16 protein-coding genes are annotated in these 23457 nt (G+C 62.1%); 10 read left to right on the forward strand and 6 right to left on the reverse strand.

From position 1 onward, the window contains the following. The first annotated feature begins 16 nt into the window (after positions 1 to 16). From treP to CRN80_RS14795, 5 genes are all read left to right on the forward strand, one after another. Positions 17 to 1459 (forward strand): PTS system trehalose-specific EIIBC component, encoded by a 1443-nt coding sequence (treP, locus tag CRN80_RS14775; RefSeq protein WP_014719803.1) that lies wholly within the window; start codon positions 17 to 19, stop codon positions 1457 to 1459. A 122-nt stretch (positions 1460 to 1581) separates the two neighbouring features. Beyond that, complete coding sequence (treC, locus tag CRN80_RS14780; protein WP_098950450.1) at positions 1582 to 3228, forward strand: alpha,alpha-phosphotrehalase; 1647 nt, start codon at positions 1582 to 1584, stop codon at positions 3226 to 3228. A gap of 166 nt (positions 3229 to 3394) precedes the next feature. Further along, positions 3395 to 4615, forward strand: coding sequence for a carbohydrate porin (locus CRN80_RS14785; RefSeq protein ID WP_098950451.1), 1221 nt, complete (start codon positions 3395 to 3397; stop codon positions 4613 to 4615). 49 nt (positions 4616 to 4664) lie between these two features. Next, positions 4665 to 7199: a phosphoenolpyruvate--protein phosphotransferase gene (ptsP, locus tag CRN80_RS14790; protein ID WP_098950452.1), complete on the forward strand. Its 2535-nt coding sequence runs from the start codon at positions 4665 to 4667 to the stop codon at positions 7197 to 7199. A 2-nt stretch (positions 7200 to 7201) separates the two neighbouring features. Further along, positions 7202 to 7480, forward strand: coding sequence for a PTS transporter subunit EIIB (locus CRN80_RS14795; protein WP_098950453.1), 279 nt, complete (start codon positions 7202 to 7204; stop codon positions 7478 to 7480). Positions 7481 to 7616: 136 nt separating this feature from the next. Here the strand turns inward: CRN80_RS14795 and mltF are convergent, their stop codons facing one another. Continuing rightward, on the reverse strand, positions 7617 to 9077 hold the full coding sequence (gene mltF, locus CRN80_RS14800) for a membrane-bound lytic murein transglycosylase MltF (protein WP_098950454.1): 1461 nt from the start codon (positions 9075 to 9077) through the stop codon (positions 7617 to 7619). 286 nt (positions 9078 to 9363) lie between these two features. Here mltF and purL point away from each other — a divergent pair, with 286 nt between their 5' ends. The 5 genes from purL to CRN80_RS14835 all read left to right on the forward strand — a co-directional run bounded on the left by purL (position 9364) and on the right by CRN80_RS14835 (position 16136). Further along, positions 9364 to 13260, forward strand: a complete 3897-nt coding sequence (gene purL, locus CRN80_RS14805) for a phosphoribosylformylglycinamidine synthase (RefSeq protein WP_098950455.1) — start codon at positions 9364 to 9366, stop codon at positions 13258 to 13260. Positions 13261 to 13264: 4 nt separating this feature from the next. Continuing rightward, on the forward strand, positions 13265 to 13576 hold the full coding sequence (locus CRN80_RS14810; protein WP_044268045.1) for an NGG1p interacting factor 3 protein, NIF3: 312 nt from the start codon (positions 13265 to 13267) through the stop codon (positions 13574 to 13576). Positions 13577 to 13846: 270 nt separating this feature from the next. Further along, a complete protein-coding gene (locus CRN80_RS14815) occupies positions 13847 to 14293 on the forward strand; it encodes a hypothetical protein (protein WP_098950456.1) in 447 nt (148 codons plus the stop codon). A gap of 1017 nt (positions 14294 to 15310) precedes the next feature. After that, positions 15311 to 15574, forward strand: coding sequence for a DUF6124 family protein (locus CRN80_RS14830; protein WP_032895417.1), 264 nt, complete (start codon positions 15311 to 15313; stop codon positions 15572 to 15574). Between the two features lie 277 nt (positions 15575 to 15851). Beyond that, on the forward strand, positions 15852 to 16136 hold the full coding sequence (locus tag CRN80_RS14835; RefSeq protein WP_032895418.1) for a hypothetical protein: 285 nt from the start codon (positions 15852 to 15854) through the stop codon (positions 16134 to 16136). Between the two features lie 72 nt (positions 16137 to 16208). On the opposite strand, the gene nagE is transcribed toward CRN80_RS14835, so the two are convergent. Genes nagE through CRN80_RS14860 form a run of 5 tightly spaced genes read right to left on the reverse strand, consistent with a single transcriptional unit; the run spans position 16209 to position 23352 of the window. Continuing rightward, positions 16209 to 17906, reverse strand: a complete 1698-nt coding sequence (gene nagE / locus CRN80_RS14840) for an N-acetylglucosamine-specific PTS transporter subunit IIBC (protein WP_098950458.1) — start codon at positions 17904 to 17906, stop codon at positions 16209 to 16211. Positions 17907 to 17932: 26 nt separating this feature from the next. Then, positions 17933 to 20443 (reverse strand): phosphoenolpyruvate--protein phosphotransferase, encoded by a 2511-nt coding sequence (ptsP, locus tag CRN80_RS14845; protein WP_098950459.1) that lies wholly within the window; start codon positions 20441 to 20443, stop codon positions 17933 to 17935. Between the two features lie 30 nt (positions 20444 to 20473). Further along, positions 20474 to 21496: an SIS domain-containing protein gene (locus tag CRN80_RS14850; RefSeq protein WP_098950460.1), complete on the reverse strand. Its 1023-nt coding sequence runs from the start codon at positions 21494 to 21496 to the stop codon at positions 20474 to 20476. After that, positions 21477 to 22583, reverse strand: a complete 1107-nt coding sequence (gene nagA, locus CRN80_RS14855; RefSeq protein WP_044272409.1) for an N-acetylglucosamine-6-phosphate deacetylase — start codon at positions 22581 to 22583, stop codon at positions 21477 to 21479. The genes CRN80_RS14850 and nagA overlap by 20 nt, the downstream gene beginning before the upstream one ends. A 22-nt stretch (positions 22584 to 22605) precedes the next feature. Continuing rightward, positions 22606 to 23352, reverse strand: a complete 747-nt coding sequence (locus tag CRN80_RS14860; RefSeq protein ID WP_032895423.1) for a GntR family transcriptional regulator — start codon at positions 23350 to 23352, stop codon at positions 22606 to 22608. Positions 23353 to 23457: the final 105 nt, after the last annotated feature.

Raw genomic sequence — 23457 nt, forward strand, 5'->3', positions numbered from 1 at the left:
ACAGTGGAAAACGAGCATGAGCCACGACTATTCAACGATTGCCCGCGAGATTCTCGACAACCTCGGGGGCCGCGAAAACCTTGAGCAAGCCGCCCATTGCGTGACCCGCCTGCGCCTGGCACTCAAGGACCCCAGCCTGGTCAACAGCAGTGCGCTGAACCAGGTCGACCTGGTCAAAGGGTCGTTCTTTACCGGTGGCCTGTTCCAGGTAGTGATCGGCCCCGGCGAAGTGGAAAAGGTCTACGCCGCCCTGCGCGAACTGACCGGCCTGGCCGCCTCCACCATCGCCGACGTCAAGAAGGCCGGCGGCGACAAGACCAACCCCATGCAGCGCCTGGTGCGGGTGTTCTCCGATGTGTTCATGCCGATCCTGCCAGCGTTGATCATCGCCGGCCTGTTGATGGGCGTGAACAACCTGATGGGCGCCAAGGGCATGTTCATCGAAGGCAAGACGCTGCTGGAGGCCTACCCGAACCTGGATGGCCTGTGGAGCCTGATCAACCTGATGGCCAACACCTCCTTCGTGTTCCTGCCGGCGCTGGTGGGCTGGTCGGCGGCCAAGCGGTTCGGCGGCAGTGAAATCCTCGGCATCGTGCTGGGCCTGATGCTGGTGCACCCCGACCTGCTCAACGCCTGGAACTACGGCAAGGCGGTCGCTGGCCTCGACGGCCAGAGCCTGCCGTACTTCGATATCTTCGGCTGGTTCCAGATCGAGAAGGTGGGTTACCAGGGGCAGATCCTGCCGATCCTGATGGCGGCCTTTGTCATGAGCGTGATCGAAAAGTGGCTGCGGGCGCGGGTGCCGAATGCCATTCAACTGCTGGTCGTGCCGATCACCACTATCGTCGTCACCGGCGTGCTGGCCTTGGCGATCATCGGCCCGGTGACCCGTCACCTTGGCATCCTGATCACCGAAGGTTTGGTGACGCTGTTCGAGATCGCCCCGATGATCGGCGGCGCGATTTTCGGCCTGCTTTATGCGCCGCTGGTGATCACCGGCATGCACCACATGTTCCTGGCCGTCGACCTGCAGCTTATCTCTACCCAGGGCGGCACTTTTATCTGGCCGATGATCGTCATGTCCAACCTGGCCCAGGGCAGCGCCGCCCTCGGAGTGTTCTACATGACCCGCAACGCGCGGGACAAAAGCATGGCCTCGACCTCGGCGATTTCCGCTTACTTCGGCATCACTGAGCCTGCGATGTTCGGGGTGAACCTGCGCTTCAAGTTTCCGTTCTATGCCGCGCTGCTGGGCTCGGCGCTGGGCAGCATTTTCCTGTCGTTGAACAAGGTGCAGGCCTCGGCCATCGGCGTCGGTGGGCTGCCCGGGTTTATCTCGATCGTGCCGAGCGCCATTCCGATGTTCGTGATTGGCATGGTCGTGGCGATGGTCGTGCCTTTTGCGCTGACGTGCATGTTGAGCATGAAGATCGTTCGGCCTGGTTACCGGGTCGCCTGAAGATCGCTATCGCAGGCAAGCCAGCTCCCACAGTGATTTGTGAACACATTCAAGTGTGGGAGCTGGCTTGCCTGCGATGAGGCCAGAAGGGCCAGCACCCAACTCTACTGAAGGAACCCACCATGCAAACCTGGCAACACTCGGTGATCTACCAGATCTACCCCAAAAGCTTCCACAGCCACGCGGGTAACGCCACCGGTGACCTGTTGGGCATCGTGGACAAACTCGACTACCTCAAGTGGCTGGGCGTGGATTGCCTGTGGGTCACCCCGTTCCTGCGCTCGCCCCAGCGCGACAACGGCTACGACATCAGCGACTACTACGCCATCGACCCCAGCTACGGCACCATGGCCGATTGCGAGCTGCTGATCAGCGAAGCCGCCAAGCGTGGCATCAAGCTGATGCTCGACATCGTGGTCAACCACACCTCCATCGAACACGAATGGTTCCAGCAGGCGCGCAGCAGCCTCGACAACCCCTATCGCGACTTCTACATCTGGCGCGACCAGCCGAACAACTGGGAGTCCAAGTTCGGCGGCTCGGCCTGGGAATACGAAGCGCAGACCGGCCAGTACTACCTGCACCTGTTCGACCATACCCAGGCCGACCTCAACTGGGACAACCCCCAGGTGCGCGCCGAAGTGTTCAAAATGATGCGTTTCTGGCGCGACAAAGGCGTGGGTGGGTTCCGCCTGGATGTGATCAACCTGATCTCCAAGCCCGCCGATTTCCCCGAGGACAACAGTGACGGCCGCCGCTTCTACACCGACGGCCCGAACGTGCATGAATACTTGCAGCAAATGCACCGTGAAGTCTTTGAAGGCCATGACCTGATCAACGTGGGTGAGATGTCATCCACCCGCCTGGAACACTGCATTCGCTACTCGAATCCAGCGTCGAAAGAGCTGTCGATGACGTTTAACTTCCACCACCTGAAAGTCGATTACCCCAACCTGCAGAAGTGGGTGAAGGCCGATTTCGATTTCTTGCAACTCAAGCAGATTTTCTCCGACTGGCAGATGGGCATGCAGGCCGGTGGCGGCTGGAATGCGTTGTTCTGGTGCAACCACGACCAGCCACGGGTGGTCTCGCGTTTTGGTGACGACGGCGAACACCGCGTGGTCTCGGCCAAGATGCTCGCCACGGCGCTGCACTTTTTGCAGGGCACGCCGTATGTGTATCAGGGCGAAGAGCTGGGCATGACCAACCCCGGCTTCGACAGCATCTCGCAGTACCGTGATGTGGAAACCCTGAACATCTTTCGGCTCAAGCGCGATGCGGGCGAGTCCGAAGCCTCGAGCATGGCGGCGATCATGCAGAAGTCCCGCGACAACGGGCGCACGCCCATGCAGTGGAGCACCGAAGCGAACGCGGGGTTCAGCCGCGGTGAACCCTGGATCGGCATCCCCGCCAATGCCGTGCAGATCAACGTCGCAAGCCAGATGGATGACCCCGATTCAGTGCTGCATCACTACCGCAGGCTGATCGACTTGCGCCGCCGCGAACCGCTGATACAGCAAGGCGTTTACCGCCCGTTGCTGCAAGACCATCTCCAGGTCTGGGCGTACCTGCGTGAAGGTCACGGCGAGCGCCTGTTGGTACTCAACAACTTCTATGGATCGCCGTGCGAGATCCAACTGCCCGAAGGCGTGATCAATGCCGCGAACGAGCAACGCTTGCTGATCAGCAACTACCCCGATTGCCCACCGCGCACGAGCACGCTGGTGCTACGCCCTTATGAATCCTTCGTGCTGCACCTGACAGGTTGAAACACCCCCTGTAGGAGCGAGCTCGCTCGCGAAGATCGCCAACGAAAACGCGCCCCTCCAGGTGTTGCGTGGAGGCTGCAAGTTCTTCGCGAGCAAGCTCGCTCCTACAGGGAATCGCGTCACGCACGACCGTAAGAAAAAACAATAAAAATAAAAGGAGCGCTTCATGAAAACAACAATCAAGCTGGGCCTTATAGCGTCCTGCCTCACGGTGCCTTTCGGCGCCCAAGCCCTGGAGTTTGCCGGGTATTTGCGCAGCGGTGTGGGCACGTCAACCGGAAGTGGCAAGCAGCAATGTTTCCAATTGCCGGGTGCGCAAACCAAATACCGCCTGGGTAACGAATGCGAGCAGTACGCCGAGCTGGAACTGCGTCAGGATTTGCTGACCCTCGACGACGGTTCGGTGCTCAGCGTCGATGCCATGGCTTCCCTCTACAACCAGTACGACCGCGCCCTGAAGTTCCAGGGTGAAAACAACGGCTCGGCGCGCATGCCGCAGATGTATGCGCAGTGGTCCAACCTGCCCAGCCTCAATGGTGGTTCGCTGTGGGCCGGGCGGCGTTACTACAAGCGTAACGATATCCATATCTCCGACTTTTACTACTGGAACCAGAGCGCCACCGGTGGCGGGATCGAGGACGTGCTGATTGGCGGCTTGAAATACAGCTATGCGCTGTCGCGCAAGGACAACCTGTACCAGAAGGAATACGCCACCCGTCACGACTTCAACGTCGCAGGTTTCAAGACCAACCCCGGTGGCGAGCTGGAACTGGGCTTGAGCTACATCGCCAAGGCCGGTGGGCGTGACACTAACAGCGGCTGGGCGCTGACGGCGCAGCATGTGCAAGCGGCCTTCCTGGGCGGCAAGAACAAGTTTGCCCTGCAGTACGGCGAAGGCCCCGGCACCGGCCTGGGCTACACCGGCAATACCGCGCTGGACAAGAGCAGCAAAAGTTACCGCGCGGTGGAGTTCTTTGATTGGCAACTGACTCCGCGTTTCGGCGGGCAAGTCGAGGCGGTGTACCAGAAAGATGTGCGCCCAGGGCGTCAGGATCAGAACTGGATGTCGCTCGGTGTGCGCCCGGCGTATGCGCTCAGCGAACAATTCAAACTGGTCGCTGAGCTGGGGCACGATCAGGTCGATGCCACCGGAGGTACGCGCAAATTGAGCAAATTTACCTTCGCCCCGACCTGGTCGCCCAAAGGCCCTGAATTCTGGGCGCGGCCGGAAGTGCGGTTGTATTACACCTATGCGTCCTGGAACAAAGCGGCCAAGCGTGCGGCCAATGAGCTGGCGGCGGGCTCGGCGTTGTCCGACACCGGCGCCTATGGCACGGCGCGGCATGGGTCGAACGTCGGTGTGCAGGTCGAATATTGGTGGAAGTAATCCGGTAGTCCCCAATGATTTTTAAAGAACAACACAAACAGGTGAAGTCATGACCACATCTCAACCCCTGGAACTGCTGGCACCCTTGTCCGGGGTTTTGCTGGCGCTGGACCAGGTGCCCGACCCGGTATTTTCCGGCCGCGTGATTGGCGATGGCCTGTGCATCGACCCCACCTCGCAAACCCTCTGCGCGCCGTTGGCTGGGGTGATCAGCAACATTCAGGACAGCGGCCATGCGGTCAGTGTCACCGCCGATAACGGTGTGCAGGTGCTGCTGCATATTGGCCTGGATACCGTGAACCTGGCGGGCCAGGGCTTCACCCGGCTGGTCGAGGAGGGCCAGCGGGTGGAGGCCGGGCAGCCGCTGATCGAGTTCGATGCCGATTATGTGGCGCTCAATGCGCGCAGCCTGCTGACCTTGATGCTCATTGTGAGCGGCGAGCCGTTTGTGCCGTTGGTGGCCGGTCAGGCGCTGGTCGAGTCCGGCCAGCCACTGTTGCAGGTCTCACCGGGGCCGATGAAAGCTGAGGTGGACGAGGAGGAGGGCAATGCGCTGTTTTCCAAGCCAGTGACCCTGCCCAATGCCAGCGGCTTGCACGCCCGCCCTGCGGCGGTATTTGCCCAGGCGGCAAAGGGGTTCAGTTCCAGCATTTTCCTGCACAAGCAAACCTTGAGCGCGAATGCCAAGTCGCTTGTAGCGATCATGGCGCTGCAGACCTCCCAGGGCGACAGTGTGCAAGTGAGCGCGGCGGGGGAAGACGCCGAGGCGGCGATTCAGGCGCTGGTGGCGTTGTTGCTCGAGGGCTGTGGCGAGACGCTGCCGGTAGCGGTCGAGACGATCAACAAACCCGCTGCGCCTGCTTCTTCGGCGTCCGTGTTGCGAGGCATCTGTGCCTCGCCTGGCTCGGCGTTCGGCCAGGTGGTCCAAGTGGCTGAACCGGCGCTTGAGATTCCCGAAGCCGGTGCGGGAGAAACCTTCGAACGTACCGCATTGGCGCGTGGCCTGCGGGCGGCAAACGAGGCGTTGCAAGCGTTGCAGGCCAAGGCGGCCGGCAGCGCCCAGGCCGAGATCTTTCGCGCCCATCAGGAGTTGCTCGAAGACCCGACCCTGCTTGAGCAAGCCCATAGCCTGCTGGCCGAAGGCAAGAGCGCGGCCTTTGCCTGGAACACGGCCACAGTGGCGACCGCCAGACTCTTCGAAGGCTTGGGTAAAACGCTGCTGGCTGAGCGTGCGGCGGATTTGGCCGACGTCGGCCAGCGCGTACTCAAGTTGATCCTGGGCGTGCCAGAGCGGTCCATGGAGCTGCCGGAGTGCGCCATCCTGGTCGCTGAACAACTGACACCCTCGCAAACCGCCGGCCTGGATACCAGTAAAGTGCTGGGCTTTGTCACGGTCGCCGGGGGCGCTACCAGTCACGTGGCCATCCTCGCCCGGGCCCTTGGCCTGCCATCCCTTTGCGGTGTACCCAGTCAAGTACTGGCCTTGGCCAACGGCAAGCGGGTACTGCTCAATGCCGACAAAGGCGAGCTGCAGTTGGAGCCGAACCTGGCCGAAATCGAACAACTGCAGGCGGTGCGCCAACAGCAAAAGCTGCGGCTGCAGCGTGAAGTGGCACAGGCCTCAAGGGCGGCGGTCACCCGCGACGGTCACCACGTCGAGGTCACGGCCAACGTCGCCTCGTTGCAGGAAGTGGAGCAGTCCCTGACCCTGGGCGGTGAAGGCGTGGGCCTGCTGCGTTCAGAGTTTCTCTACCTGGAACGCAACCGTGCGCCGAGCGCAGAGGAGCAGGCCGACACCTACAGCGCCATCGCCCGCGCCCTCGGCACCGAACGAAATCTGGTGGTACGTACCCTGGATGTGGGCGGCGATAAACCCTTGGCCTATGTGCCGATGGACAGCGAGACCAACCCGTTCCTAGGCCTGCGCGGCATCCGCCTATGCCTGGAACGCCCCGAACTGCTGCGTGAGCAGTTGCGTGCGATTCTTGCCAGCGCCGGCTTGGCGCGGCTGCATATCATGTTGCCGATGGTCAGCCTGCTGTCGGAGCTGCACCTGGCGCGCAAAATGCTCGAAGAGGAAGCACAAGCCCTTGGCCTGAGCGAACTGCCCAAGCTGGGCATCATGATCGAAGTGCCGAGCGCGGCGCTGATGGCGGATGTGTTTGCGCCCCATGTGGATTTCTTCTCCATCGGCACCAACGACCTCACCCAGTACACCCTGGCCATGGACCGCGACCACCCACGGCTGGCCAGCCAGGCCGACAGTTTTCACCCGGCCGTCCTGCGCCTGATCGACATTACCGTCAAGGCGGCCCATGCCCACGGCAAGTGGGTCGGCGTGTGTGGTGCGTTGGCGTCCGAAACCATGGCGGTGCCGGTGTTGATCGGCCTGGGCGTGGATGAGCTGTCGGTCAGTGTGCCGCTGATCCCCACCATCAAGGCCACCGTGCGCGAGCTGGACCTGCACGACTGCCAGATCATCGCCCGCCAGGTATTGGGCCTTGAAGAAGCCGACCAAGTGCGCGAGGCCCTGCGCCTGTACCACGCGGCCACCGTTGAAACCTCACCTGTCGTGGAGCACTGAGCATGTTCGAGAAATTGCAGCGGGCGTTCTGGAAAGCCCTGACGCCTGATCTGGTGGCCGAGACGGTTACCACGCCGACACCCAGCCTGTTGTCGGCCGAGGTGCTGAGTGCATTGGGCGGGGAGGGCAACGTCACGTCACAGCAGCGCGTGGCACTCACGCGGGTGCGGGTGCAGTTGCGGGAGGCGGGGCGTGTGGATGAGTCGGCGTTGAAGGCCGCGGGTATACCCGCCGTGATGGTACTGCCGGGCGGCGTGGCCCACCTGCTCACCGGCCTATAAGGCGACGATGATCAAATGTGGGAGCCGGGCTTGCCCGCGATAGCGGTGTGTCAGGCGCTAAATACCTTGACTGTCAGGCCGCCATCGCGGGCAAGCCCGGCTCCCACAGGGATTTGCAGTGTTCGGGCTGTCGTGATCAGAGTTGCGGAGTGTCTTGCGCAGGCTTGGTCTTGTCCACACCCGGCACATGCAGGTTGCCTTCCACCACCTGGTTACCCTCCAGCTGCGGCTGGGTTACCCAGGTGAGGATGTCGTAGTAACGCCGGATGTTCGCCACAAAATGCACCGGCTCGCCGCCGCGGGCGTAGCCGTAGCGGGTCTTGCTGTACCACTGCTTCTGCGACAGGCGTGGCAGCATCTTCTTCACGTCCAGCCACTTGTTGGGGTTCAGGCCTTCTTTTTTCGCCAGGATGCGCGCGTCGTCCAGGTGGCCGGTGCCCACGTTATAGGCGGCGAGGGCGAACCAGGTGCGGTCGGGTTCGGCGATCTTGTCGTCCAGCTCATCCTTGATCCTGGCCAGGTACTTGGCGCCGCCCATGATGCTCTGCTTGGGGTCCAGGCGGTTGGACACGCCCATGGCTTGGGCGGTGTTCTGGGTCAGCATCATCAGGCCGCGCACGCCGGTCTTGGACGTGACCGTGGGTTGCCACAGCGATTCCTGATAACCAATGGCTGCCAATAACCGCCAATCGACTTTCTCGGCCTTGGCATAGGCGCGAAAGTGCTTTTCGTACTTGGGCAGGCGTTGTTGCAGGTGCTGGGCAAAGGTGTAGGCGCCGACATAGCCAAGGACATCGACATGCCCGTAGTAGCGGTCCTTCAGACGCTGCAGGGTGCCGTTCTTCTCGACCTTGTCCAGGTAACTGTTGATCTCGTTGAGCAGGCTGTTGTCTTCACCGGCCGCCACCGCCCAGCTCTGGTTGCTGGCATTGCCGAGATCGAAGGCTACGCGCACGTTGGGGAAGTACACCTGATTCATGGCCACTTCGTTGGAGTCCACCAGGGTCAGGTCGATTTGCCCTTCGTCGACCATGCGCAGCAGATCCACCACTTCAACCGCGTCGGATTCTTCGTATTCAATCGCCGGGTTCTGTTTTTTCAGCGCCGCCAGTTGTTCGGCGTGGGTGCTGCCCTTGAGTACCATGATCTTCTTGCCCACCAGGTCGGCGGCGTTGGTCGGGCGCGACTGGCCGTTGCGGTAGATAATCTGCGGGGTGACTTCAAGGTACGGGTGGGAGAAGCGCACCTGCTGCTGGCGCTGCTCGCTGCTCACCAGGCCGGCGGCGGCGAGTACCGGGCCGTTGGGTTTGCCCAACTGGCTGAACAGGTCGTCGAGGTTGTCGGCCGTCTCGATTTCCAGCTTCACACCCAGGTCGTCGGCAAAGCGTTTGACCAGTTCGTATTCGAAGCCGGTTTCACCGTTGCGATCCTGGAAATACGTGGCGGGACTGTTGCGAGTGACCACCCGCAATACGCCATCCTCCTTGATTCGCTCCAGTGTGCTGGGTTTATCAACACAGGCACTGAGCATCAGGAAGAGCAAGGTGGCGATGAGCCATTTGACGCATCGCAGGCGCGAAACAGTTGGGAAGAACATCTGCGCAGTATACGCAAACGGCTCACGGCGCCATATCTCGACAGCGGCGCACTTGTCTGCTAGCCAGCGCAAAACTGTGCTGCAGCCCGCAGAAACGGGGCTTGGCGAGGGTTTGTGACGGTTAAAATAACTGCGCCCAATGCCCTGGATAACGCCGTGATCGCAGGCAAAGCGTGCCAACTGACGTTCGGCGGCGGCCACCGGTAGCGTTTCGGGTGCCGTTGGCGAAGGTTTACGCTAGAATGCACGGCCTCAAAGCACACCCCTTCCCGAGGCTGTCCCGAAGATGTTGATCCTGCGCGGCGCTCCTGCCCTTTCTGCCTTTCGCCACAGCAAACTCCTTGAGCAACTGAGCCAGAAGGTTCCAGCTGTTACAGGCCTGTACGCTGAATTTGCTCACTTCGCCGACGTAACCGGCGTCTTGACCGCCGACGAACAGCAAGTGCTGGCACGCCTTCTGAAGTACGGCCCAAGCGTTCCCGTTCAAGAGCCGACTGGCCGCTTGTTCCTGGTTCTGCCGCGGTTCGGCACCATCTCGCCCTGGTCGAGCAAGGCCAGCGACATCGCCCGCAACTGCGGCCTGGATAAAATCCAGCGCCTGGAACGTGGGATCGCCTTCTACGTGGCTGGCCAGTTCAGCGACGCCGAGGCCGAACTGATCGCCAGCAGCCTGCACGACCGCATGACCCAGATCATCGTCAGCCAGCTGGAACAGGCTGCCGGCCTGTTCAGCCACGCCGAACCCAAGCCGCTCACCGCCATTGACGTACTCGGCGGTGGCCGCGCCGCCCTCGAGAAGGCCAACACCGAGCTGGGCCTGGCCCTGGCCGAAGACGAGATCGACTACCTGGTCAACGCCTTCAACGGCTTGAAGCGCAACCCCCACGACATCGAACTGATGATGTTCGCCCAGGCCAACTCCGAGCACTGCCGCCACAAGATCTTCAACGCCAGTTGGGACATCGACGGCCAAAGCCAGGAAAAAAGCCTGTTCGGCATGATCAAGAACACCTACGTGATGCACAGCGAAGGCGTTCTGTCGGCTTATAAGGACAACGCCTCGGTGATCGTCGGCTCCGTCGCCGGCCGTTTCTTCCCCGACCCTGAAACCCGCCAGTACGGCGCGGTGCAGGAGCCGGTGCACATCCTGATGAAGGTTGAAACCCACAACCACCCGACCGCGATTGCCCCATTCCCGGGCGCAGCCACCGGTTCCGGTGGCGAAATCCGCGATGAAGGTGCCACCGGTCGTGGCGCCAAGCCCAAGGCGGGCCTCACCGGTTTCACCGTGTCCAACCTGCAGATCCCGGGCTTCGAACAGCCATGGGAAGTGCCGTACGGCAAGCCTGAGCGCATCGTCACCGCGCTGGACATCATGATCGAAGGCCCGCTGGGCGGCGCCGCGTTCAACAACGAATTCGGGCGCCCGGCGCTCACCGGCTACTTCCGGACCTTCGAGCAGTCCATCACCACCCCACGTGGCGATGAAGTGCGCGGTTACCACAAGCCGATCATGTTGGCCGGCGGCATGGGCAACATCCGTGAAGAACACGTCAAGAAAGGCGAGATTCTGGTCGGCTCCAAGCTGATCGTGCTCGGCGGCCCGGCGATGCTGATCGGCCTGGGCGGCGGTGCGGCCTCTTCCATGGCCACCGGCACCAGCTCGGCAGACCTGGATTTTGCTTCCGTACAGCGCGAAAACCCTGAGATGGAGCGCCGCTGCCAGGAAGTCATCGACCGTTGCTGGCAGTTGGGTGACAAGAACCCGATCAGCTTCATCCATGACGTCGGCGCCGGTGGTTTGTCCAACGCCTTCCCGGAACTGGTCAACGATGGCGAGCGTGGTGGCCGTTTCGAACTGCGCAACATTCCAAACGACGAGCCGGGCATGGCCCCGCACGAAATTTGGAGCAACGAATCCCAGGAACGCTACGTACTGGCCGTCGGTCCTGAAGACTTCGCGCGCTTCCAGGCCATCTGCGAACGCGAGCGTTGCCCGTTTGCCGTGGTCGGCGAAGCCACTGCCGAGCCGCAGCTGACCGTCACCGACAGCCACTTCGGCAATAGCCCGGTGGACATGCCGCTCGAAGTGCTGCTGGGCAAGGCTCCGCGCATGCACCGTTCGGCGGTACGTGAAAGCGAACTGGGCGATGACTTCGACCCAAGCACGCTGGACCTGGCCAACAGCATCGAACGCGTGCTGCACCACCCGGCCGTGGCGAGCAAAAGCTTTTTGATCACCATCGGCGACCGCACCATCACCGGCCTGGTTGCCCGTGACCAGATGGTCGGCCCATGGCAAGTGCCGGTGGCCGACGTTGCCGTCACCGCCACCAGCTTCGACGTATACACCGGTGAAGCCATGGCCATGGGCGAGCGCACACCGCTGGCCCTGCTGGACGCTCCGGCGTCGGGCCGCATGGCCATTGGTGAAACCCTCACCAACATCGCGGCCTCGCGCATCGGCAAGCTGTCCGACATCAAACTGTCGGCCAACTGGATGTCCGCTGCCGGCCATCCGGGTGAAGATGCGCGCCTGTACGACACGGTCAAAGCCGTGGGCATGGAGCTGTGCCCGGAGCTGGGTATCACCATTCCCGTGGGCAAGGACTCCATGTCCATGGCCACCCGTTGGAACGAAGACGGCACCGACAAGAGCGTCACCTCGCCGCTGTCGCTGATCGTCACCGGCTTTGCGCCGGTCACCGACATCCGCCAGACCCTCACCCCGCAACTGCGCATGGACAAGGGCACCACCGACCTGATCCTGATCGACCTGGGCCGTGGCCAGAACCGCATGGGCGCCTCGATCCTGGCGCAAACCCATGGCAAGCTCGGCAAGCAGGCCCCGGACGTCGATGACGCCGAAGACCTCAAAGCCTTCTTCGCCGTGATCCAGGGTCTCAACGCCGACGGCCACCTGCTGGCTTATCACGACCGTTCCGACGGTGGTTTGCTGACCAGCGTTGTCGAAATGGCCTTCGCCGGTCACTGCGGCCTGAACATCGTGCTCGACAGCGTTGCCGAGGATGCTGCCGAAATCAACGGCATCCTGTTCAACGAAGAGTTGGGTGCGGTGATCCAGGTGCGCCAGGACGCTACCCCAGACGTACTCGCCCAGTTCAGCGCCGCTGGCCTGGCCGAGTGCGTGGCGGTGATTGGCCAGCCGATCAACAACGGCGAAGTCAATATCTCGTTCAACGGCGACACGGTCTTTACCGGTCAGCGCCGCTTGCTGCAACGCCAGTGGGCCGAGACCAGCTACCAGATCCAACGTCTGCGCGACAACGCCGACTGCGCCGAGCAGGAATTCGACGTAATCCTGGAAGAAGACAACCCGGGCCTGAGCACCATGCTCAGCTTCGACGTCAACCAGGACATCGCCGCGCCTTACATCAAGAAGGGCATCCGCCCACAGGTTGCCGTACTGCGTGAGCAGGGCGTCAACGGCCAGGTGGAAATGGCGGCCGCGTTCGACCGTGCCGGCTTCAATGCGATCGACGTGCACATGAGCGATATCCTCGCCGGTCGCGTTGACCTCAACGAGTTCAAGGGCCTGGTGGCCTGCGGTGGTTTCTCCTACGGCGACGTGCTGGGTGCCGGTGAAGGCTGGGCCAAGTCGGCCCTGTTCAACAGCCGTGCTCGCGATGCGTTCCAGGGCTTCTTCGAACGCAACGACAGCTTCACCCTGGGTGTGTGCAACGGTTGCCAGATGATGTCCAACCTCAGCGAACTGATCCCGGGCAGCGAGTTCTGGCCGCACTTTGTGCGTAACCGTTCCGAGCAGTTCGAAGCCCGTGTCGCTATGGTGCAGGTGCAGGAATCCAACTCGATCTTCCTGCAGGGCATGGCCGGTTCGCGCATGCCAATCGCCATCGCCCACGGTGAAGGCCACGCCGAATTCAGCAGCGAAGAAGCGCTGCTTGAAGCCGACCTGTCCGGCACCATTGCCCTGCGCTTTGTCGATAACCACGGCAAGGTCACCGAAAGCTACCCGGCCAACCCGAACGGCTCGCCACGCGGGATCACCGGCCTTACCAGCCGCGACGGCCGCGTGACCATCATGATGCCGCACCCGGAGCGCGTATTCCGCGCCGTGCAAAACTCGTGGCGCCCGGAAGAGTGGAACGAAGACGGCGCCTGGATGCGCATGTTCCGCAACGCCCGCGTGTGGGTGAACTAAGGCCGTGTACAAGCTCGCCTTCTTCGTGCCCGACAGCCATGTAGAGACGGTGAAAACCGCCGTCTTCACCGCTGGCGGCGGGCGCATCGGCGACTACGACAGCTGCGCCTGGCAAGTGCTGGGCCAAGGCCAATTCCGCGCGTTGGACGGCAGCCAGCCGTTTATCGGGCAGGTGGGCCAGGTTGAAGTGGTTGAAGAGTGGAAGGTTGAGCTGGTGGTGGCGGATGAGTTGATTGCGGCTGTCGTGGCTGCTTTGAAACTCAGTCACCCGTATGAGACACCGGCGTATGAGGTGTGGCAGTTGGCGGATTTTTGATCGGCTGGCTGCATAAACAAGAAACCCGCTGGGCCAGTTTGGTCAGCGGGTTTTTTGTTGTCTGTGAGGGCCTCATCGCGGGCAAGCCCGGCTCCCACAGTTTGAACGTGTTGTCCTGTCATGCATCAACCCACTGTGGGAGCTGGCTTGCCTGCGATGGCGGTGGTGCAGGCACCTCAGACTTTTCTGACAAGCCTTTCAGGTTGTCCCTCGGAACCTGTCTCAATAGCCTTCTTCGGTCGCTGTCAGTTCATTATTTGGAGGCTGCGGATGGCGAAGCCTTTTAACGTTCCAGTCCTCTCGTCCGCCTTGGACACACTGGTCAAAAGCCCTTTGAACCAGGCTGATGATGCTGCCCTGGTCAGTGCAGCGAAGGCTGTGTGGTATTCGGATACGAATCTTGTGGGCGAGGTGAGGGCGTTCATGGAGGAACACTCCAGTGAGTTGGAGCTTCGTCGCGCGGGTTATTTGCTTGAGCGATTCACGCGCTTTTCGTGCGCGACAGATAATCGGGTAAAGGAAGCGTTGAAGGCGCTTGAACTGTTTTCAGCTTCCAGGCAATACGTGAAACCACAAGGCGCTGTTGCGTTGCGCAGTCGCCGTGACGAGCTGGCAATGTCTTGGGGGTTGAGTGAGGGACTGGGTTTGAAGGTTCAGGCCTTGATGCCTTTTCAGACCCGCCATTACGAAGCGCAGCAACGCGCAGCGTCTGCCTAGGCGGACGTCAAATGACAAGTGTGTGAAACAAGAAACCCGCTGGGCCAGTTTGGCCGGCGGGTTTTTTGTTGTCTGCAAGGGCCTCATCGCGGCATAGGTATCTACACAACTTCGGGTATTGCGCCGAACCTGTGGCGAGGGAGCTTGCTCCCGTGGCGACCGGACAGCCGATGCTTATCTACCTGACGCCCCGCGATCAAACTGTGGGAGCGGGCTTGCTCGCGAAGGCGGCCTGACAGCCGACAGGGATGTGGGATTAGATTGAGTACATATCCGTTATTTAGGTAACGGCCACCTAGGGTTCCGCTCTGACAGCGGCTCACTTTTGAAAAGCGCAAAAGTAAGCAAAACGCTCTTGCCCCACCACTCGGCACCTCGCTTAGGCTCGGTGTGCCCGAACACAGGCTTGAATCCGTGGGCCGCCGCCACGCGCCATCCATGGCGCGGGGCGGCTAACCCGGCGTCCTGCCGGGTTACCCACGAATTCAAGCCTGCGTTCGGCCAGCGTGGTTTAACGGGGCGCCTGAGATCAAGATCACAAGCAGATCAAGATCAAGAGCGGCTCGCTTCGCATCGTGGTTACCGTTGGGGCGCTACAGAGTTGTGTAGATACCTATGCTCATCGCGGGCAAGCCCGGCTCCCACAGTTTGAACGTGTTGTTCTGTCATGCATCACCCCACTGTGGGAGCTGGCTTGCCTGCGATGGCGCCTGTGCAGGCGCCTCAGAACTTTCCGACAAACCTTTCAGGTTGTCCCTCGGAACGGGTACCACTAACCTTCGTCAGTCGCTGCCAATTCAGCGACCGGGACTGCAAGCCCGCCGAAATTATGTTGGAGCTCATAAGCGCCGCTATAATCGTGGCGCTTTTCATGGTCATCGCTTTATGGTGGCTGTGTGCGGGAGACCTTTGGGTCTACCCGGGATGCTCCTTCCTTGGTCTTGCAGGCCCGCACACAGCTGCCACCCATCATCTGCAAGTGATGTTGGTAGTTCCCATTTTTTGAGGAGCATTACCATGATCAAAGACAGTCCCAATCCCCCTTCCGATCAGTTATTCAGCGTACGACGCAGTATCGATAGCGAAACCTTGCTCGCCAATACCTCGCAGGACATCGCTTCGCTGCAGGCGCTAACCAGCCAGCTGGCGTTTGAAGTCGCTGGCGCGCAGCGTGATGTTGTCTTGGCGATTTGCCGGATGCTGGAGGGTATTCAGCTCATGGTGGATCGGGTGTTGGACTTGAACGAAGTGCCCGAGCTTAAACCTTCCGGCGCCAGTTAAAACCCATTCGCGAGCAAGCCCGCTCCCACATTTTGATCGGTGCCTGACTTGGCAACGCGGTCAAATGTGGGAGCGGGCTTGCTCGCGAATAGGCCAGAATAGCCACAACATCTCTAGAGCCTGGCACCGACCTCAACGCCAATGACCAACCGCTCCAACGCCTCGCCCAACCACTAAAGTGGCCCGAAACGCTCGTCGAAACTGTTATTTCTAACAGTTACCCCTGTTCGCCAATAATGGCTCACTGGCTCCTCACTTACGCAGATGGAGAATGACCATGGTTGTTTCTATTACCAGCGTTAAAACGGCAGGTGACGAAGAGATTCCAAGCGGCGGCAGTACGCCTCGTAGAACTTTGACCTTTACCGGTCGTGTCTCTGTTTCTGGGCTTGTTGATATCAAAGATGGCCCGCAAGGGCAGGTCTTAGAGAGTGCGCAAGCCACGGCTGGTACCCCCTTCGAAGTTACTGTGGACAATTTGGATGCCAAGAAATACGAGTTCGTGGCCGTTAATAGAGATACACAAGATAGCTCGGAACCATGGGTGATCACGGTTACTTAAGACGCTTGGTTGATCGTTCCCACGCTCTGCGTGGGAACGCATCCCGTGACGCTCTGCGTCACCCTAGCGCCGTCAGGCATTGATCGGGCGAGTCACCAACCGCTCCAACGCCTCACCCAACCCGGACGCCTTGTCACCCATCAACAGGTGCCAAACACCGCTCTCAAGCTGACTCACACCCTGGCAGCCCAGCGCAGTGAGCTGAGCCTCAGACAGCCGCGAATCATCCCCCAACTCCACCCGCAACCGGGTCATTGCTACCGCTTCCAGATGGCGCACATTCCCCCGGCCACCCAAGGCACTCAGCCACTTCTCAGCCTCCTGCACGCTCACCGTCACCGGCTTATCCACAGGTGCAACCGCTACAGGCGTTACGGCGACAAACCCCGGCATCGCCAAACGAATTTCATCGGCAATGCTATCGGCCATCGGCCCGACCACCACCTGCAAGCTCCCGCCATTGCCCGGCCGCACCACAGCCATGGCGCCCAGCGCTTTGAGCTGCGCATCCACCGCCTTGTTGCGATCCACCATGTCCAAGCGCAGCCGCGTGGTGCAGGCACCCACACTCAGCAAATTCTCAGCCCCACCCAACGCCTGGATATAAGCCGTCGCACGCTGGTTATCGCTCATCGCTTCAGCCTGCACCACCTGGATGTCTTCACGTCCCGGTGTCTTCAGGTTGAAACGGCGGATGCAGTAGCTGAACACCGTGTAGTAGATCACCGCGTAGGCCAGGCCCACCGGCACCACCAGCCAGCCATTGGTGGACTTGCCCCAGCCCAGCACCATGTCGATAAACCCACCGGAGAAGGTAAAGCCCAGGTGGATATTCAGCAGGTCGGTGACCGCCATCGACAGGCCGGTGAGCAGCGCGTGGATCAGGTACAGAAATGGCGCCAGGAACATAAAGGCAAATTCAATCGGCTCGGTCACCCCGGTGAGGAACGAGGTCAGCGCCATCGACAGGAAGATCCCGCCCATCACTTTGCGCCGCTCAGGCAACGCATTGCGGTACATCGCCAGGCACGCGGCGGGCAGGCCGAACAGCATCACCGGGAACATGCCGGTCATGAACTGGCCGCCTTTGGGGTCGCCGGCAAAGTAGCGGGTCAAGTCACCGGTGACCACCGCGCCGGTGACTGGATCGGTAAAGCTGCCGAACACGAACCAGGCCATGTTGTTTAGGATGTGGTGCAAGCCGGTGACGATCAGCAGGCGGTTGAACACGCCAAACACGAACGCGCCCAGGCTGCCGCTTTCCATCAGCAGCACCCCGAAGCTGTTGATGCCGTGCTGGATCGGCGGCCAGATCAGGCCGAAAATCACGCCCAGGCCCACCGCGCTGAAGCCGGTGACAATCGGCACAAACCGTCGCCCGCCAAAGAACGCCAGGTATTCCGGCAACTTGATGTCCTTGAAGCGGTTGTACAGCCCACCGGCCATCAGGCCGCTGGCGATACCGGCGAGCATGCCCATGTTGATGGTGGTGTCCATCACCTTGAGCGTGGAGATCATCACCAGGTAACCAATCGCCCCGGCCAGGCCTGCGGTGCCGTTGTTGTCGCGGGCAAACCCCACGGCAATGCCGATGGCGAAGATCAGCGCCAGGTTGGCGAAGATTGCCTGCCCGGCATCGTGCATCACCGCAATGTTGAGCAAGTCGGTGTCGCCCAGGCGCAGCAACAGGCCGGCAATCGGCAGGATCGCGATCGGCAGCATCAAGGCACGGCCCAGGCGTTGCAGGCCTTCGATAAAGTGTTGGTACATGGCGTGTCTCCCTATTCTTGTTGTTTTCAGCTCAGCGGCCAGTGGTGTTGACAGGCTTGGCGAACGGCCTTGGCGCTGCTCAGGTTGAGCAGCTCCTGGCTCAGTTGCCGGCATTGCGCCGCGTCCAGGTGGCGAACGCGGTCCTTGATCTCTCCGATCTGCGGCGGGCTTACCGACAGCTCGGTGACGCCCAGGCCGACCAGTACCGGCGTGGCCAGCGGGTCAGAGGCCAAGGCGCCACACACACCAACCCAACGGCCATGCTTGGCTGCGCCGGCACAGGTTTGGGCGATCAGTCGCAACAATGCCGGGTGCAGCGCGTCGACACGGGCGGCCAGGCCTGCGTGGTCGCGGTCCATGGCCAGGGTGTACTGGGACAGGTCATTGGTGCCGATGGACAAAAAGTCCGCATGCTCGGCGAGCTTTTCGGCCATCAGCGCGGCGGCGGGCACTTCGATCATCACCCCCAGTTCGGGGCGCTCGGTCAGTGCCAGCTCCACGCACAACTCATCCAGGCGCTGACGAATCTGCAGCAGTTCATCCACCTCGCTGACCATCGGCAGCAGGATGCGGCAACGCCCCAGCGGCGAGACTTGCAGCAAGGCACGCAGTTGCTGGTCGAGCAGTTCCGGGCGTACCTGGGCCATGCGAATGCCGCGCAGGCCCAGCACCGGGTTGGCTTCGACGGGCAGCGGCAGGTAGTCCAGCTGCTTGTCGCCGCCCACATCGATGGTGCGGATGATCACCGACTTGTCGCCCATGGCATCCAGCACGGCCTGATAAGCCTGGCGTTGTTCCTGCTCGTCCGGCGCGGTGCGACGGTCGACAAACAGGAATTCGGTGCGCAGCAGGCCGACGCCGTCGGCGCCGTTTGCAAACGCCAGTTGGGCTTCGCTGCTGGAGGCGACATTGGCGGCAACTTCGATGGTCACGCCATCGCGGGTACTCGCCGCTTGCAGGGCTTGGGCCTGCTGCTCTTTACGTCGCAGTTTTTGTGTTTCGCGAATCTGGTGCACTTCGGCATGGCGCGCTTCGCTGGGGGCCAGTTCCAGGCGGCCGTTGGCGGCATCAAGCACCACCCGTTGGCCTTGGGGCACATCGAGCACTTCTTCGCCCAACGCCACCACACAGGGCAAGCCTTTGCCGCGGGCCAAAATGGCCACATGGGACGTCGCGCCGCCTTCGGCCATGCAGATGCCTGCGGCCTGTTGCGTGCTCAGTTGCAGCAGGTCCGAGGGTGTCAGTTCATGGGCGCTGACAATCGCACCGGCCGGTAATTCGAAATGCCAGGCTTCGCCCAGCAGGGCACGCAATACCCGTTGTTGCAGGTCGCGCAGGTCGTTGGCGCGCTCGGCGAACAGCGGCTTGCCCAAGGCCAGCAGCACGGCGCATTGGGCCTGGATCGCATCGCGCCAGGCGTGGGTGGCGGCGCTGCCCTGTGCGATGGCGGCGGTGGCCGCGTCGAGCAATGCAGGGTCTTCCAGCAGGGCGAGGTGGGCGGCAAAGATGTCTTCTTCCTCGACGTTCTTGCGTTGGCGAGCGTGGTCCAGGGTGCTGCGGATTTCGCCGCGCACTTGCTCAAGGGCCGCATCCAGCTGTTGCCGTTGCTCGCCGACATTATGGCTGCCGGTGTCTTGCGGCAGCTCGATGCCCGTGAGGCGGAACAACGGCCCACACACCAGGCCCGGTGCCGCGCACACGCCTTGCAGTACATTGGCTTCGGTATTCACGCGGCGGGGCGTGGCCACGACCGGCGCCTGATGTTCTTCGTGCACCACCACAGACAGCGCGGCGACCAATGCCTGCAACGCGGCTTCGCAATCGGTGCCACGGCAGGTCACCCGCACCTCGTCGCCTTCGCCAATGCCCAGCCCCATCAGGCCGATCAGGCTGTCGCATGGCGCCGATTTATCACCGCTGTGCAACTGCGATTGGCTGCTGAAACCTTGCGCCGTCTTGCGCACCAGCGCGGCAGGGCGCGCATGCAAGCCGCCACGGTGAGTGATGCGCACGCTGGCACTGGCTTCGGCGCTGGAGTTATCCACAGCCGCCTGCACGGCAGTGCCCGAGCGGGGGGCCAGTTGCATCAGCGGCTCACCGGCCTTGACGCTTTTCACTGCCAGAGGCATCAGCGCAAAACGGTCGCTGTTGGTGAGGATGATCAGGCTCACCAGGCTCTTGCACTGGCGCGCAACGCGGTCCAGGTCAAACTGCACCAGCGCCTGGCCCTGGCTCACCCGTGCGCCTTCCTTCACCAGCAAGGCAAAGCCTTCACCATTGAGTTCAACGGTGTCGATGCCGATATGCATCAACACTTCGGCACCGTTGTCGGCGCTCAGGGTCAGGGCGTGCCCGGTGCGGGCGACATGGATGATCACGCCGTCACAGGGCGCCTGCAGGCAATCGTTCAGCGGGTCGATAGCGATACCGTCGCCCATGGCGCCGCTGGCGAACACTTCGTCGGGGACGCGGTTCAGGGCCAGCACCGGCCCACTCAAGGGGGCGCTAAGGGTCAATGGATTATTGTTGTTGGGCATGGGCACGGTACTCATCAGGAAAACGCCGCTTTAGTGCGTGCGGGTGACTTTGCTCAGGTGGCGCGGCTGGTCCGGGTCCATGCCCCGTGCCTCAGCAAGGCCTGCGGCCATCACGTAGAAGCTCTGGATCGCCAGGATCGGGTCCAGGCTCGGGTGTTCGGCGCGGCTCAGGGTCAGGTCGCGTTCGGCGATGTCGTCCGGTGCGGCCAGCAGCACGCGGGCACCGCGTTGGCGCATATCGGCGGCCAGGCTCAACAGGCCGGCCTGCTCGGCACCGCGTGGGGCGAACACCAGCAGGGGGTAGTTCTCGTCGATCAGCGCCATCGGCCCGTGGCGCACTTCGGCGCTGCTGAAGGCTTCGGCCTGGATCGCCGAGGTTTCCTTGAGTTTGAGCGCGGCTTCCTGGGCGATGGCAAACCCGGCGCCTCGGCCGATTACCATCAAGCGCTGGCTACCTTTAAGCGCGTCGATGGCCGTGTGCCAATCCTGTGTGGCGGCGTCACGCAGGCCCTCCGGCAATGCCTGGCAGGCTTGCAGCAAGTCGGCTTCCTGATTCCAGTGGCCGATCAGCTGCGCGCTGGCGCTGAGGGTGGCGATAAAGCTCTTGGTGGCGGCCACGCTGAGTTCCGGCCCGGCGCACAGCGGCACGTGGAATTCACAGGCGGCTTCCAGCGGCGAGTCTTCGGCGTTGACCAGTGAGATGCTCAGGGCACCACGCTTGCGCAACAGGCGCAGGCTGTTGACCAGGTCCGGGCTCTGCCCCGATTGGGAGAAACCAAACGCCACTTGGCCGCTGACTTTCATCGGCGCCTGCAACAGGGTCACCACCGACATCGGCAACGACGCCACCGGAATGCCCACATGCTGCATGGCCAGGTAGGCGAAGTAGCTGGCGGCATGGTCGGAACTGCCACGGGCGATGGTCATCGCCACTTGCGGTGGCTGGCGGCGCAGGCGGCCGGCGATTTCTTCCAGCATCGGGTCCAGGCGTTGCAGTTGGGCCGCGACGGCGTCGCAGGAGGCCAGGGCCTCTTCAAGCATTTTTGAAGTCAATGGTGTCTCCTTCGACCATTACGTCGGTGAGTGTCAGGGAGCGGTCCAGGCGCACGCAGTCGGCAAAGCTGCCGGGTTGCAGGCGGCCGCGTTCTTCCAGGCCCAGGTAGTCCGCAGGAAATTGCGACAGGCGTTGTGAGGCTTCACTGATAGGCAGGCCGATTTTCACCAGGTTGCGCAGCGCCTGATCCATGGTCAGGGTGCTGCCGGCCAGGGTGCCGTCGGCCAGGCGCACGCCACCCAGGCATTTGGTCACGGTGTGGCTGCCCAGCTTATATTCGCCGTCGGGCATGCCGGCGGCGGCGGTGGAGTCGGTGACGCAGTACAAACAGGGGATCGAGCGCAACGCCACGCGCATGGCGCCGGGGTGCACATGCAGCAAGTCCGGGATCAGCTCGGCGTACTGGGCGTGGGCCAGCGCGGCGCCGACGATGCCGGGTTCGCGGTGATGCAGCGGGCTCATGGCGTTGTACAAATGAGTGAAGCTGGTGGCGCCGGCGGCCAGGGCCGCAACGCCTTCTTCATAGCTGCCCAGGGTGTGGCCGATCTGCATGCGCACGCCGCGTTCGCTGAGGGCGCGGATCAGGCCGTCGTGGCCGGCGATTTCCGGGGCGATGGTGATCACCCGGATCGGCGCCAGGCGCAGGTAGGCTTCCACTTCCTGCATCAATGCGGTGTGGGCGAAGTTGGGTTGGGCGCCGAGTTTTCCCGGATTGATGTAGGGGCCCTCCAGGTGCACGCCGAGTACGCGGGCGCTGCCGGCTGGGCGCTGTTCGCAGAACGTGCCCAGCTCACCGAGTACGCGGGAGATTTCTTCCACCGGCGCCGTCATGGTGGTGGCCAGCAGCGAGGTAGTGCCAAAGCGCACGTGGGTACGGGTAATGGTCTCGAAGGCACCCGCACCTTCCATGATGTCGGCGCCGCCACCGCCATGCACATGCAGGTCGATAAAGCCCGGCAGCAGGTACGGCAGGTCGTTGTCGGCCGGGTCGCACGGCGTGCCGTCAATGGCGACCACCTTGCCGTGTTCATGCACCAGGCGACCGCGCATCCAGCCGCTGGGCGTGAGGATATTGTCTTCAGTCATGGGCAGTTCTCTAAGTTCGCCTTCAGGCGGAGTAGTCATGGCGGCGCAGCTCTGCGACAAAGTCGTAGTAGTCGTTGCGGCAGTAGGTGTCGGTGATTTCAATCGGCGTGTTGTCGGCGGTGTAGCCCACGCGGGTCATCAGCAGCATGGCGGTGCCGGGGGCGATGCCCACCAGCGCGGCGAATTCGTCCGAGGCATTGATCGCCTGGATATGCTGCAAGGCGCGCACGATGGGCTTGCCGATGCTTTCCAGGTATTCGTACAACGAATTGCCGATGGCCTGGGGATGGGGCAACACCGACGCCGGCATGGCGGTCATTTCGATCGCCATCACCGTGTCATCGGCTTTGCGCAGGCGCTTGAGGCGCGCCACTTTGTCGGTGGGCGACAGGCCCAGGCGGATCAGTTCTTCGTGGGTCGGCGGGGTGATGTCGCGTTCCAGCCACTGGGACGTGGGCACAAACCCCTTGAGCCGCAGCATTTCGCTGAACCCCGACAGGCGCGACAAGGGTTGTTCCAGGCGCGGCGTAATGAAAGTGCCGGAGCCTTGGCTGCGACGGATCAGGCCTTGAGCCAGCAACACTTCCAGCGCTTTACGGGCGGTGACCCGCGAGATGCTCAACTGCTCGCTGAGGGCGCGTTCCGAAGGCAGGGCCTGTTCGGATTTCCACTGGCCGGCATGGATCGCGGCTTCAAGGCTGCGGGCCAATTGCAGGTACAGCGGCGTGGATTGCTTGTCGTCGGGGCGCAGGGCCAGGATGGGGTTCATCTGTCAGGTTTCCGATGCGTTATTGGAGTGTTGTCGCCCGGTAATGGCCGAAAACTAATACCACTTAAATACCATGTCAATGCTACCAAAACGGTGCGAATCCCG

The organism is Pseudomonas sp. FDAARGOS_380 (assembly GCF_002591235.1).
Lineage (GTDB): Bacteria > Pseudomonadota > Gammaproteobacteria > Pseudomonadales > Pseudomonadaceae > Aquipseudomonas > Aquipseudomonas salmasensis.